Origin of the sequence: Mariniflexile aquimaris (assembly GCF_042676825.1) — a bacterium.
Classification (GTDB): domain Bacteria; phylum Bacteroidota; class Bacteroidia; order Flavobacteriales; family Flavobacteriaceae; genus Mariniflexile; species Mariniflexile aquimaris.
Genome location: NZ_JBHTIB010000002.1, coordinates 568,299 through 580,441, shown reverse-complemented (window position 1 = coordinate 580,441; position 12,143 = coordinate 568,299). Strand labels below are relative to the sequence as shown.

14 protein-coding genes are annotated in these 12,143 nt (G+C 32.2%); 4 read left to right on the top strand and 10 right to left on the bottom strand.

Annotation, left to right across the window (positions count from 1 at the left end):
* Positions 1-219: 219 nt before the first annotated feature.
* From ACFQ0I_RS02570 to ACFQ0I_RS02560, 3 genes are all read right to left on the bottom strand, one after another.
* The gene (locus ACFQ0I_RS02570) at positions 220-816 is read right to left on the bottom strand and encodes a hypothetical protein (RefSeq protein WP_379939061.1); all 597 of its coding nucleotides are present in this window, start codon (positions 814-816) and stop codon (positions 220-222) included.
* Positions 817-1,257: 441 nt separating this feature from the next.
* The gene (locus tag ACFQ0I_RS02565; protein ID WP_379939060.1) at positions 1,258-1,872 is read right to left on the bottom strand and encodes a hypothetical protein; all 615 of its coding nucleotides are present in this window, start codon (positions 1,870-1,872) and stop codon (positions 1,258-1,260) included.
* Positions 1,873-2,358: 486 nt separating this feature from the next.
* A complete protein-coding gene (locus tag ACFQ0I_RS02560) occupies positions 2,359-2,955 on the bottom strand; it encodes a hypothetical protein (RefSeq protein ID WP_379939058.1) in 597 nt (198 codons plus the stop codon).
* Positions 2,956-3,158: 203 nt separating this feature from the next.
* Here ACFQ0I_RS02560 and ACFQ0I_RS02555 point away from each other — a divergent pair, with 203 nt between their 5' ends.
* Positions 3,159-4,031, top strand: a complete 873-nt coding sequence (locus ACFQ0I_RS02555; protein ID WP_379939057.1) for an AraC family transcriptional regulator — start codon at positions 3,159-3,161, stop codon at positions 4,029-4,031.
* Positions 4,032-4,105: 74 nt separating this feature from the next.
* Here ACFQ0I_RS02555 and ACFQ0I_RS02550 read toward each other — a convergent pair whose 3' ends face one another.
* The 4 genes from ACFQ0I_RS02550 to ACFQ0I_RS02535 all read right to left on the bottom strand — a co-directional run bounded on the left by ACFQ0I_RS02550 (position 4,106) and on the right by ACFQ0I_RS02535 (position 7,038).
* On the bottom strand, positions 4,106-4,759 hold the full coding sequence (locus tag ACFQ0I_RS02550) for an HD domain-containing protein (protein WP_379939055.1): 654 nt from the start codon (positions 4,757-4,759) through the stop codon (positions 4,106-4,108).
* A 54-nt stretch (positions 4,760-4,813) separates the two neighbouring features.
* Positions 4,814-5,803 carry an acyl-ACP desaturase gene (locus ACFQ0I_RS02545; protein WP_379939053.1) on the bottom strand — a complete coding sequence of 330 codons (990 nt, stop codon included), beginning with the start codon at positions 5,801-5,803 and terminating at the stop codon, positions 4,814-4,816.
* Positions 5,804-5,813: 10 nt separating this feature from the next.
* On the bottom strand, positions 5,814-6,551 hold the full coding sequence (locus ACFQ0I_RS02540; RefSeq protein ID WP_379939052.1) for a lysophospholipid acyltransferase family protein: 738 nt from the start codon (positions 6,549-6,551) through the stop codon (positions 5,814-5,816).
* A gap of 76 nt (positions 6,552-6,627) precedes the next feature.
* Positions 6,628-7,038, bottom strand: coding sequence for a BrxA/BrxB family bacilliredoxin (locus ACFQ0I_RS02535; protein ID WP_379939051.1), 411 nt, complete (start codon positions 7,036-7,038; stop codon positions 6,628-6,630).
* Positions 7,039-7,240: 202 nt separating this feature from the next.
* On the opposite strand from ACFQ0I_RS02535, the gene ACFQ0I_RS02530 reads away from it, so the two are divergent.
* Positions 7,241-7,975: a TerB family tellurite resistance protein gene (locus tag ACFQ0I_RS02530; protein WP_379939050.1), complete on the top strand. Its 735-nt coding sequence runs from the start codon at positions 7,241-7,243 to the stop codon at positions 7,973-7,975.
* Between the two features lie 35 nt (positions 7,976-8,010).
* Positions 8,011-8,463, top strand: coding sequence for a DUF1569 domain-containing protein (locus ACFQ0I_RS02525; protein ID WP_379939048.1), 453 nt, complete (start codon positions 8,011-8,013; stop codon positions 8,461-8,463).
* Positions 8,464-8,521: 58 nt separating this feature from the next.
* Here the strand turns inward: ACFQ0I_RS02525 and ACFQ0I_RS02520 are convergent, their stop codons facing one another.
* Positions 8,522-8,761, bottom strand: a complete 240-nt coding sequence (locus tag ACFQ0I_RS02520; RefSeq protein ID WP_379939046.1) for a hypothetical protein — start codon at positions 8,759-8,761, stop codon at positions 8,522-8,524.
* Between the two features lie 255 nt (positions 8,762-9,016).
* Between ACFQ0I_RS02520 and ACFQ0I_RS02515 the strand changes: the two genes are divergently transcribed.
* Entirely contained in the window at positions 9,017-10,423 is a 1,407-nt protein-coding gene (locus ACFQ0I_RS02515; protein WP_379939045.1) for a DUF4403 family protein, read from the top strand.
* 24 nt (positions 10,424-10,447) lie between these two features.
* Here ACFQ0I_RS02515 and ACFQ0I_RS02510 read toward each other — a convergent pair whose 3' ends face one another.
* On the bottom strand, positions 10,448-10,990 hold the full coding sequence (locus ACFQ0I_RS02510; RefSeq protein WP_379939044.1) for a hypothetical protein: 543 nt from the start codon (positions 10,988-10,990) through the stop codon (positions 10,448-10,450).
* Positions 10,991-10,993: 3 nt separating this feature from the next.
* Positions 10,994-12,025: a S66 peptidase family protein gene (locus ACFQ0I_RS02505; RefSeq protein WP_379939042.1), complete on the bottom strand. Its 1,032-nt coding sequence runs from the start codon at positions 12,023-12,025 to the stop codon at positions 10,994-10,996.
* Positions 12,026-12,143: the final 118 nt, after the last annotated feature.

Here is a 12,143-nt window from a genome sequence, read left to right as displayed (position 1 = left end):
AAATTTACATCAACATTGTGTTAAATTAAAATAGAATATATGTAGGTTAATTATGTATAGTTGTAATAAAAGCTTGTAATTTATAGTTGTTTTGTTTAGTGTAATTACGCGCTCTCATCTATTTCAAAAACTACGAGTATTTAGTGGATTAAAAATAGGGCAAAAAAAAAGTGAGCCACCACAGCTCACTTTACCAACTAAACTAAATAAGACATTAAACTAATTATTAATGAATTTTGTATACTCTTTGTTATCAGAGTTTATAACGATTGTATAATTTCCTTTTTCTAATTTATAAACACGTTCTACTTTTTGAGAACCTTCAATGGTTTCAGAATGTAAAAGTGATTGTTCGTTACCAGTGTTAGAATAAATTTTGATTTTAACAGCTTCTAGTTCCGGAGTTAATTTATTGATAAAAACTAAGTTGCTTTTATGATTAATTACCGGTTTGAAAGTAGTTTTCTCCATTACTTTGTTAAAAACTACATTGTTCGTGTTAACTTTAAATGGAATTGTTTTAATTTCAAAATCTTTTTCTACTTCAAAAAAGTAATCGCCGTTTGGTAATTCACTTAAATCGAACCCTTTTTTATAAGTTCCAGAGATTTTAATTAATTCTTTGTATAGTACAACACCTTCAGTGTCTTTTATAGTTAATAAATTCCCTTCTTTTACATTGTTTAATGTGAATGAAGTTGCTTTAGCATCTATATTAACTATTCTAGTAGAAATTTCGTTTGCACTAACTACCATACTTGCAAACACAGTTGCTAATAGGATAGATTTTTTTATTGTTTTTATTACGTTTTTCATGATTTTCTTTTTTGTAATGTTTTACACTGCAAAGATATGGTAGCTTTAAAGTGTATAAAACAGTCATATTGACGAATATATATGCTATATTAACACGTACTTTTCCGCTGATTCTAGGTTAGGATAATTTAGCATATATTTAGGATAATTGGGTGTAATTTCGCAAAATGGCACCTGGTATTTTTAAATATTATCTGGGATTGTTGGATGTTTTATTGACGGATTTATTTCAAAATAAGTGGCAAGCGCTTATATTTAAATTCTAAGACTATTGTGATATAAATAAAGGATTGAATGTTGTATTGAGACTAGTGTTGTTACGTAATAAAGGTATAACGTAAATTATAGTTTTGGGGTTGATCCAGTTTGAATAGACTCAATATAAAACAAAAAGAGTGAACTAGTAGTTCACTCTTTTTTAATAAAAACAGATTATTAAAATTAGTTATGGATTTCTTTTGTAAATACTCTGCCGTCGGTATTATAAACAAATTTATACGCGCCACTGTGTAAACCAGTTAGTTTAAATACTCTATTAATGTTCACGGTGTTAGTAATGGTTTCAGAGTAAATAAGTTCGGTGGTTGATTCTTCTGAGTTGTTAAAGTAGATATCAACTTTTAGTGGTTCTTCATTTAACGATAGTCTTGTTAAGAAAGCAACATCTCCTTTTATTTTTGTGAAAGGTTTGTAAATTGTTTTCTCAAGGGCTTTGTTAAATAAAACATCATTCGATACCACATTAAATGGAATGGTATTTATTTCTACATCTTTATCTAATTCAAAAATATAGCTTCCATTTGGTAAAGCGGTTAAATCAAACCCTTTTGTGTAAGATCCTGATTTCTGAATAAGTTCTTTATATAGTACAATACCATTGTTATCTTTAATGGTTAATAGATTTCCTTCCTTTACATTGTTTAAGGTAAGTGCAGTTCGATTAGCTTCATTTTTAATTGAGTAAAATGGAACTTCTTCATTGGCGAAACTTAACATAGTAGCAAACATCGATACCATTAAGATTCCTTTTTTTGAGTTTTTAATTACGTTTTTCATGATTTGGTTTTTTTAACGTTTTATAAGACAAAGATAGGTAGGCTTTGTTGTTTGTAAAACATTGATATTGGCTGATTTGTGTGCTATTTTAACTGTTATTTTTTGCTTGGATATATAGTGGGTTAATATGCTATATATTTGGGTTAATTGGGGTAATAACGTCTTGTTTTAAATATAGGGTGTGATTAATTATAAATTGAAAAATTACTTCAGGAAGTTTTGATTTTTTTATTTGTGTTCCTTTTAACTTAAGCATCAATTATCAATCTTGAAGAATAGTCTCTGGAGGTTTTTGATTAACCGCGACTTACAACAAAGTATCAGAAAAATATAAGTTGGTGGTTTGGAGTAAAAAGAAAAGGAAGTGTTTAGAGTTTTAATTTTTGCTGGATTTAGAAATGGTATAAACAATTTATTAAATCTAAGGCAAAAAAAAAGTGAGCCACCACAGCTCACTTTACCAACTAAACTAAATAAGACATTAAACTAATTATTAATGAATTTTGTATACTCTTTGTTATCAGAGTTTATAACGATTGTATAATTTCCTTTTTCTAATTTGTAAACGCGCTCAACTTTTTGAGAACCTTCAATTTTTTCAGAATGTAATAACACATTCTCGTTATTCGTGGTAGAATAAATTTTTATTTTAACAGCTTCTAGTTCCGGAGTTAATTGACTTATAAAAACAAGGTTGCTTTTTTGATTAATTACCGGTTTAAATTTTGTTGTTTCCATAGCTTTGTTCAATACTACATTGTTAGTATCAACAGTAAACGGAATAATTTTAATTTCGAAATCTTTTTCTACTTCAAAAAAGTATGCTCCATTAGGTAAGGCGCTTAAGTCAAAACCTTTTCTATAAGTTCCAGATATTCTAATTAACTCTTCATATAATACAACACCGTCATTATCTTTAATAGTTAATAAATTACCTACTTTTACATTGTTTAATGTGAATGCGGTTGCTTTGGCGTCTATAGATACTATTCGAGTTGAAATTTCGTTTGCACTAACTATCATACTAGCAAATACGGTTGCTAATAGGATACCTTTTTTTATTGGTTTAATAACGTTTTTCATGATTTGGTTTTTTGTAACGTTCTACGATGCAAAGGTATAGCAGAAGGGAAGTTTAGAAAACATCAAATTTGACCAGTTTATATGCTATATTAACTGTTAATTTATTGTTAAGATGTCTTAATGTTAATATAGCATAGAATCAGGTTAAAAAAAGCTATGTTTGCATAATATTATCGAGTAATTTTGTTTTAAATAAATTTGTTATGATTAATAAAAAACCAACTTTTAGGAAACTTACCCCGAGTTTCGGAAGTTCTATATTAGTTAAACAACATGTAGATACGGTAGATAAGAACGGCGCTTATTGGCATTTTCATCCAGAGCTAGAACTTATATATATAAACAAAGGGCAAGGAAAAACACACATAGGAAACCATTTATCCTATTTTAATAATAGTCAATTAATACTTATTGGATCTAACTTACCACATAATGGTTTTACCGATAGGTTAACAGCTAACGGAACAGAAACAACGGTACAGTTTAAATCTAACTTTTTAGGAGACGATTTTTTAAACGTTCCAGAAATGGCAAACATCGTTTCGTTGTTTGAAAGAGCCAAAAAAGGAATTCGTTTTAAAATTGAAACGAAACAAAAAATTGGTCCGAAAATTGAAAAGTTATTAGAGCATGATGGTTTAAAGCGTGTATTGAAGTTTTTAGAAATATTAAATTTTTTAGCAACCACAGACGATTATAGTTTGTTAAATGCCGATGGTTTTGCTTTTGAAACGGAACCACAAGACAGTGCTAAAATTGACGTTATTTTTAAATACGTGAATAAAAATTTCCAAAACCATATTGCGCTCGATGAAATAGCCGATGTTGTAAGTATGACCGTGCCTGCGTTTTGTAGATATTTTAAGAAAGCCACCGGAAAAACATTTACAGAGCTTGTTAATGAGTATAGAGTAGTACATGCTACCAAACTGTTAAACGAAAGTCAAATGAGCATTGCTGATGTTTGTTTTGAATGCGGATTTAATAATTTCTCTCATTTTAATAAGCAGTTTAACGAAATAACGGGTAAAAGCGCATCGCAGTACAGAAAAGAAATAAAATTAATTATTCAGTAATTAGTTTTAATTCCATAAAGAATTTAGTCTATTAGTAATAGGTATGTTTACTAATAGATTAAATAGGTATGCTTTTATTTTTCCCCACGCCATTCTGCATAAAACTGATCTAAAAAGTCTTCCATGAAACGATGCCGCTCTAAAGCAATTTTTTTACCTGTTTTAGTGTTCATTCTATCTTTTAAAAGAAGCAATTTTTCGTAGAAATGATTAATGGTTGGCGCCTTAGAGGTCTTATATTCCTCCTTAGTCATATTAAGGTTTGGTTTAATATCTGGATTATATAGGGGTCTGTTTTTAAAGCCACCATAATTAAATGTGCGGGCAATACCTATGGCACCAATAGCATCTAATCTATCGGCGTCTTGAATAACGTCCAATTCCGGAGACTGAAATTTTTGCGCCTCATTACCGCCTTTAAAAGAAATGTTTTCAATAATCTGTATGACATGTTCTATTACCTTCGAATCAACATTTTGTTTAAATAAAAATTCCCTTGCTTTTTTAGGACCAACAGTTTCATCGCCACCATGGAATTTACTATCGGCAATATCATGTAGTAAGGCGCCTAATTGCACCACAAACACATCGACGTTTTCCTTCTTAGCAATGAGTAAAGAATTATTATACACTCTTAACGTGTGAAACCAATCGTGTCCACCTTCGGCATTTGCCAATTCTGCTTTAACAAAAGCGATGGTATTGCTTATTATTTTTTCTAAAGTCATAATGGGTTAAAAATAAAAATTCCTTTCGGTTTTGAAAGGAATTTAATATTGAATTTATTTAGCAACTGCTGGTTCAACCCATTTAAACTGAAATGAGTTTTCAGGAATTTTTATTCTATCTGCTAAACGATACATGCGCTCAGGCAGTTTCATTAAATAATCTCTTGCCTTTTCTGCTTCGTCGGTTAGATTGGTAATTTTATCAATTTCCCAGCGCTTGTTTAATTTATCTAAAATATCAACGTAATCGGTTGATGTGTAAACACCTATACGTTGTGCTGTATTAGAAAATTCTTCGAATGCGGTACTAATTTTGTTGCCAGATTCTCTTAAAAAATGTGCTGGCATCGTAATTTTACGTTTCATCATGTCATGAAAAGCCATCATCATTTGGCTTGGGTCTACCTTAAAAATACGTTCTACAAATTCAGAATACGCATGATGGTGTCGCATTTCATCACCAGAAATAATTTTACACATTTTACCCAATTGCTTATTACCGTTTTGTGAAGCAATTTTAGCAACACGGTTATGCGAAATGTAGGTTGCTAATTCTTGAAAACTGGTATAAACAAAATTTTTGTACGGATCGCGATCGGTTCCAATATCAAAACCATCGGCAATTAAATGCTGGGTTGTTATTTCTATTTCGCGCATGTTTACGCGACCCGAGAGATATAGGTATTTATTTAAAACATCTCCATGGCGGTTTTCTTCAGAGGTCCATTGGCGCATCCATCTAGACCAGCCATTGCGTTCTACCTGCCCAACACCTTCCACATCCATTAACCACGATTCGTAGGTTGGTAAGGCTTCTTCAGTAATCATATCTCCTACTAAAACCACCCAAAAATCATAAGGTAGTTCTTTTGAGAGTTCTCTAATTTCTCGTACTTCTTCAAAAAAATTGTCGCCTTCAGAATTTGGTAAAAAATCTGTAGGTTGCCATATTTTTTCTACGGGAATTAAATATTTATCCATAAGTGCGTCTACGTCTTTTTCCAAAAACTGCATCACTTCTAATCTTACATTTTTCAAGGACATAACTAATATTTTAAGGGTTTATATGGCTTTTTATTGTTGTTTCTATGCTATTTATAAGTGCATCTCTTTCTGTAAAGGTAGACAATTTTATGGGCTCATGCACAGTAAATGTAATATGTGCTCCAATTCCCATAGGGAATTTGCCGTATTTATACATTTTCCAGGAGTTGTTTATTGAAATTGGCACAATTACAGCCGATGGAATTTTTTTAAATAAAACTTCCAATCCTTTGGTTTGAAAAGGTTTTGGTTCTCCGTTTTTACTTCGCGTACCTTCTGGAAAAATAACCGCGGCACGTTTGTTTGCTTCGATATATTCTCCAAATTTCATTAATGCGGGTAGCGATTGTCTCGGATTTTTCCTGTCAATTAATGCAGCGCCGCCATGACGTAAATTGTATGAAACACTCGGGATACCTCGTCCTAATTCTATTTTGCTAATAAATTTAGGATGATGCTTGCGCATATACCATGTAATTGGGTATATATCGTGTAAACTTTGGTGGTTGGCAACAATTATTAATGGTTGGTTAGTGTCTATGTTGTGCGGATTTGTAAACGTATATCGCGTACCTAAAATATTTCCGCAACGCATTAAAGTCCATTGCAGCATATCCACACTTTTTTTATGTGCTTGATATCCAAACAGATTAAAACAGACCCATTGAATGGGATGAAAAATTACCAATGCTAAAAAAAAGCAAAGTAAATGAATAACGGTTAACGGGTAGGCCAATAGTTTTTGCATGCTCCAAAAATAAAAAAACCACGATAATATCGCGGTTTAATTTTATAATTACCTTTTTTTTATTTAAAAAAATAAATTAACAATACTCGTTGAAAGCATCTTTTAGGTTTTCTGCAATTAATTCTGCTGGTCTGCCTTCAATATGGTGACGCTCGAGCATATGCACTAATTCGCCATCTTTAAACAAGGCCATACTTGGTGAACTTGGAGGAAATGGTACCATATAACCGCGAGCAGCTTCTACGGCTTCTCTATCTACACCTGCAAAAACCGTTACAATCTGGTCTGGTTTTTTTGCATTTTGCAAACTCATTCTTGCGCCAGGTCGTGCATTCGCTGCAGCACATCCGCAAACCGAATTAACAACCACAAGTGTAGTACCTTCTTTTGCTAAAGCAGCATCTACAGCCTCTGCCGTATGTAATTCTTCGAAACCAACCTTGGTTAAATCTTCACGCATTGGTTTTACTAATTCTGGTGGATACATATTTTTAAATTTTTATAATTAACAATTTTAGAATGCAAAGATACCAATTGTGGTATAAATTACTAATGCATTCTATAAACGAATAGTTACTTAAGACGATTTATTAAAAAATTACGCTTAAAGTAGCTACTTAAATGTACTTTCTTCTTTTAAAAGAATTAAATTATATGTAGGTTTGACGGCAAACAACATATTTACTTACATGAATTTTTCAAAATGGATTGGAGCAGCGTTGGGTTGGTCGTTTGGCGGACCTATTGGTGCAATATTAGGGTTGGCTTTAGGTAGCGTAATCGATGGAATGTCTAATGGGCGCGTAGTTTATGAAGAATACCCACAACAAGGTTCGCAAACACAACCGGGCGATTTTGAAGTGAGTTTATTAATTCTTGCCTCTATTGTTATAAAAGCCGATGGGAATCAAGACCAGCGAGAACTCGATTTTGTGCGGAACCAGTTTGTAAACATGTATGGAAAAGAGCGCGCAAATCATGCGTTTCGGTTATTTAAAGAAATTAATAAACAACAAAATATATCAACCAGACAAGTATGTTTGCAGATTAAACAAATGATGCAACATGCGTCGCGCTTACAGCTTATTCATTTTTTATTTGGAATCGCTATTGCCGATGGAAGTGTTACAGATAAAGAAGAATCTCATATTCATACCATTGCTGGGTATTTGGGCATTAGTCATAACGACTACGAAAGCATAAAAGCCATGTTTTATAAAACCGCCGATAGTGCGTATAAAATATTAGAAATTGATAAAACGGCCAGTGTTGATGAAATTAAAAAAGCTTACCGCACCATGGCAAAGAAATACCACCCCGATAAGGTTATTCACTTAGGAAAAGAACATCAAAAAGGTGCCGAAGAAAAGTTTAAGCAGGTACAAGAAGCTTACGAACAAATACAAAAGGAGCGCGGGTTTTAAATTATTTTATTGAGTAACAGAAAAATTGTAATATCATGATAAACATATTCGACCTAAACGAAGCCAATACCGTAATTCAACGCATAAACAATATTAAACCCGATGCAACACCTTTATGGGGTAAAATGAGCGTCGATCAAATGTTGGCGCATTGTAATGTGGCTTACGAAATGGCCTTAGAAGATAAACATCCAAAACCAAGTGGGTTTAAAAAATGGATGCTAAAACTATTTGTAAAACCTATTGTTGTTGGAAATAAACCTTATAAACGAAATAGTAGAACCGCTCCGGAATTTGTAATTACCGACGAGAAAAATTTCGAATTAGAAAAAGTAAGGCTTATCAATTATATTTTAAAGACCATTGAATTGGGTGAAACTTATTTTGATAATCGCGAATCGCATTCCTTCGGGAAACTTACCAAAACAGAGTGGAATGCTATGTTTTACAAACATTTAGACCATCATTTATCTCAGTTTGGAGTATAATAAAAAAAAGCCAACCGCTATAAAAGCGGTTGGCTTTTAAATTTTTTAGGACTAATAATTACTTGCTTATATAGATTTTATCATTGTTACCTTTCGAAAACACGAACACAAGTTTGTCTTCAGAGTTCGTATAAATTGATTTTAATTCCCATCCTTCGTTTTTTGCAGCTTCCATTAAGCATTTACGTACATCTGGGTTGTAAAGGGATAATTCTGAATTAATAATGGTGTCTGCATTCACATTAATGGATAATAAAATCATAAGTGCTGCAGCTAATAATTGTAATTTTTTCTTCATTGGGGTATGTTTTTAAGTTATTAATTATAATTAGGTGCAATTTAGAGCATCAATAAGTATAACTTAAAAATAATAGATGAGAGACGATTAATACTCGTTGTAACAAGTGTTTTCTATAAAACTAAGTACTACTATCGCGGGATACGCGAGGTTTTTGTAATTCAAATCTGATGTTTTATTACGTAAAAATAATAGAAACCTATTTTAAAAATAAATACGATTCTTTAATTACATTTACCACCTAAAATCATTAAAATGCTTAAGAGAGTTTCATTTTTTATAGTCTTGATATGTCTGGTAGTTTTCAGCGCTTGTGGTTCTAAGCAAAGTTTAATGACGCAAAAACCCGAAGCAGAAGAGGCTGGACCTTTGGTGTACGATATTGAGCCTTCTTTTATTAATGTGCCTGTTAGTATTAAATTAAAGGATATCGAAAACCAAACGAATGCTATTTTAAAAGGACTTATTTACGAAGACAAGAATATTGAAGACGATAATATTGAACTTAGAATCTGGAAACAAGCCGCCATTACGATTCGTAACGACAAAGCAGCTAATGGAAAAATAGAAACCATACTTCCCTTAAAGGCAGTGATTAAATATCGTGTTGGAACCAATGCGATGGGTGTAGATTTATACAAAACCAATGAGTTTTACTTAAATGGCGTGGTAACATTAACAAGCGTGGTGGGTTTATCTAATTGGAAATTAAAATCTAAAACTACATTAAAAAATTTAGAGTGGAAAGAAAGTCCGTCGCTAGTGGTTTATGGTAAAAACCTCCCCGTAACCTATCTTGTAAATCCAGCAATTAAAATTTTTAGAAAAGAAATTGAGTCCATTATTGATGAGGCCATCGAATCGTCTATGGATTTTAAACCGAATGTTTTAGAAGCTATCGAAAAGTTGACCACGCCGTTTAAAATGAACGATGATTATGAAAGTTGGTTACGCATTGTGCCTGTAGAAATTTATAGTACCGATGCGAAACTAAAAGACGATACCGTACTGCTAAATATGGGTATGAAATGTAATATGGAAACCATAATCGGGCAAGAACCAGCATCTAAATTTGATGCTAAAAACATCGTATTAAAACCTGTTTCGAAAATGCCAAACCGTGTTACTTCTAACATTATCGCGATATCGAAATACGATGACGCTTCAAAAATTATAACGAAAAATTTCTCTGGACAGGAGTTTGGGTCGGGGTCTAAAAAAGTAACCGTTAAAAAAGTGGACCTCTGGCATAAAGATGCTAAAATGGTGATAGCGTTAGATGTAGTTGGCACTGTAAATGGTACTATTTATTTACAAGGCGTGCCATTATATGATAGCGCTACTAAAGAAATCTATTTTGAAGATTTAGATTATGTGTTAGATACCAAAAGTCAGTTAATTAGAACAGCAAACTGGTTAGCAAAAGGCTTGATATTAAAAAAAATACAAGAAAGTTGCCGATACTCTATTCAGCCTAATTTAGATGAAGGCAAGCAAACCATGTTAAATTATTTAAACAACTATTCGCCAATTTCTGGGGTGTTTGTGAATGGAAAAATGGAAGATATAGAGTTTGAACGAATACAGTTAACCAACAACGCTATTTTGGCATTTTTAAAAATTAACGGCGAAATAAGTGTTACTGTTGATGGTTTGAAATAATAGTTTATCAATTAAAATAAATGATTAGTTCTTTTTCATTTTCACATGAATAATACCATCATAATTCTTATCTGAATACAACTTTTTGGCGGCTTCATTTTTAATCACGTCAACACTTTCTATGTCATTCGGATCTATTGATTTAATTGTTTCTTCAGTTACTTCCTCTCCATCAACTAAAAACAAAATATTTTTATTAGCTATATCAGAATTTTTAGAAGTAGTGTTATTACTTTCAATTTCTGTTGATATTACTATAACGCCGCCTTCAGCAAAATCACCATAAATACGTATCCCAACTTCTTTTTTTAAGATATCTATTTTTTTAATATCAGATTTTGATAATTCTAGCTTGTTTTCTTTTAATTCAAAATTATATCGGAAGGGCTTTCCATCTACAACGATAATAGGTTTTTTTGATGAAATTTCACCTTTTGTCTTAGACTCGTTAATCTTATTAATTAAGAAATATTTATCAACTTTATTTTGGTCATTAAGTTCATAACGGTTTGTAGCACAATTAGATAAAAGTAAAACAATTAAAAGCGATTTTATTAGTTGATTCATGTGCTAATTTTTAAATGTTATTATTGATTTTTCTTTTTCAACTACTAAATCAATAGTTCTCCCAAAAATCATAGCTCTATTATCTTTTTCATGTCCTGCTGGCATATTAAAGGCGATCGGGAAATTGTATTCAGAAAGCGCGTCTACAATTAATTGCTCTACCGATGTTCCCCAAGCCGTAGTATTTCTTCTAACCTTCGATATATCGCCAACAATAACCCCTTTACAATTATCAAAATAACCAGCACGTTTTAAGCTTTGCAACATGCGGTCAATATGGTATTCGTATTCACCAATTTCTTCAATAAAAAGAATTTTCCCAGAAGTATTTAAACTTGTTTTAGAACCTAGCATGGTGTGTAAAATTGTTAAATTACCTCCAACCAATTGCCCAGAAGCAGTTCCTGTTCTGTTATTTTTAGATCCTGATAACGTATATGCCAATGGCTTACCAAAAAGCGCATCTTTAAAAGTAGAAATGGTTTCCTTTATAGATATATTGTCATCTTGTAAGCTGGTACACATCATGGCGTGCAAACTTTCAAACCCTTCCAAATTCACTTGATTGTGTAATGCCGTAATATCAGAATAACCAATAATCCACTTCGGGTGCTTCTTAAATTTGGTGTAATTTAATTTGTCTAGAATTCTAACCGTTCCATAACCACCTCTGGCGCTCCAAATGGCACTAATTTTTGGGTCGTCCATGGCGTTTTGTAAATCTTCTTTACGCTCACTGTCTGTTCCGGCAAAATGATTATTCTGGTTAAAAACATGGTTTCCAACAATCGTATTTAGGCCCCAGCTTTCTAGAAGTTTTTTTGCTTTTTCAATTTCGTCGGTTCGGTGTTTTAAAATACCTGCCGGTGCAACAATGGCAACTGTGTCGCCCGCTTTTAAATAAGGTGGTTGTATCAATTTGTTAGGTTTATTTACTATGATATTTTGTGCTGTTGTACTTGTTATTCCCATAAAAAAAACAACACAAAGTAATAGCGATGTTAATGCGATTTTAGACATAATGTAAATGTACATTTTTTTTCTAAATCCCTTTCAAAATGTGTACTTTTGTGGCGGCAAATAAAGAATACTATTATATTTTTGTCCCCTCGAGCGCAGTCGAGAGGTTTTTAATTAGGTCTCGACTGCGCTC

What these genes read in the sequence shown, in the direction of transcription:
- ACFQ0I_RS02570 (WP_379939061.1), bottom strand. Translation starts at nt 816, where the DNA reads ATGAAAAACGTAATAAAAACAATAAAAAAATCTATCCTATTAGCAACT.
- ACFQ0I_RS02565 (WP_379939060.1), bottom strand. Translation starts at nt 1,872, where the DNA reads ATGAAAAACGTAATTAAAAACTCAAAAAAAGGAATCTTAATGGTATCG.
- ACFQ0I_RS02560 (WP_379939058.1), bottom strand. Translation starts at nt 2,955, where the DNA reads ATGAAAAACGTTATTAAACCAATAAAAAAAGGTATCCTATTAGCAACC.
- ACFQ0I_RS02555 (WP_379939057.1), top strand. Translation starts at nt 3,159, where the DNA reads ATGATTAATAAAAAACCAACTTTTAGGAAACTTACCCCGAGTTTCGGA.
- ACFQ0I_RS02550 (WP_379939055.1), bottom strand. Translation starts at nt 4,759, where the DNA reads ATGACTTTAGAAAAAATAATAAGCAATACCATCGCTTTTGTTAAAGCA.
- ACFQ0I_RS02545 (WP_379939053.1), bottom strand. Translation starts at nt 5,803, where the DNA reads ATGTCCTTGAAAAATGTAAGATTAGAAGTGATGCAGTTTTTGGAAAAA.
- ACFQ0I_RS02540 (WP_379939052.1), bottom strand. Translation starts at nt 6,551, where the DNA reads ATGCAAAAACTATTGGCCTACCCGTTAACCGTTATTCATTTACTTTGC.
- ACFQ0I_RS02535 (WP_379939051.1), bottom strand. Translation starts at nt 7,038, where the DNA reads ATGTATCCACCAGAATTAGTAAAACCAATGCGTGAAGATTTAACCAAG.
- ACFQ0I_RS02530 (WP_379939050.1), top strand. Translation starts at nt 7,241, where the DNA reads ATGAATTTTTCAAAATGGATTGGAGCAGCGTTGGGTTGGTCGTTTGGC.
- ACFQ0I_RS02525 (WP_379939048.1), top strand. Translation starts at nt 8,011, where the DNA reads ATGATAAACATATTCGACCTAAACGAAGCCAATACCGTAATTCAACGC.
- ACFQ0I_RS02520 (WP_379939046.1), bottom strand. Translation starts at nt 8,761, where the DNA reads ATGAAGAAAAAATTACAATTATTAGCTGCAGCACTTATGATTTTATTA.
- ACFQ0I_RS02515 (WP_379939045.1), top strand. Translation starts at nt 9,017, where the DNA reads ATGCTTAAGAGAGTTTCATTTTTTATAGTCTTGATATGTCTGGTAGTT.
- ACFQ0I_RS02510 (WP_379939044.1), bottom strand. Translation starts at nt 10,990, where the DNA reads ATGAATCAACTAATAAAATCGCTTTTAATTGTTTTACTTTTATCTAAT.
- ACFQ0I_RS02505 (WP_379939042.1), bottom strand. Translation starts at nt 12,025, where the DNA reads ATGTACATTTACATTATGTCTAAAATCGCATTAACATCGCTATTACTT.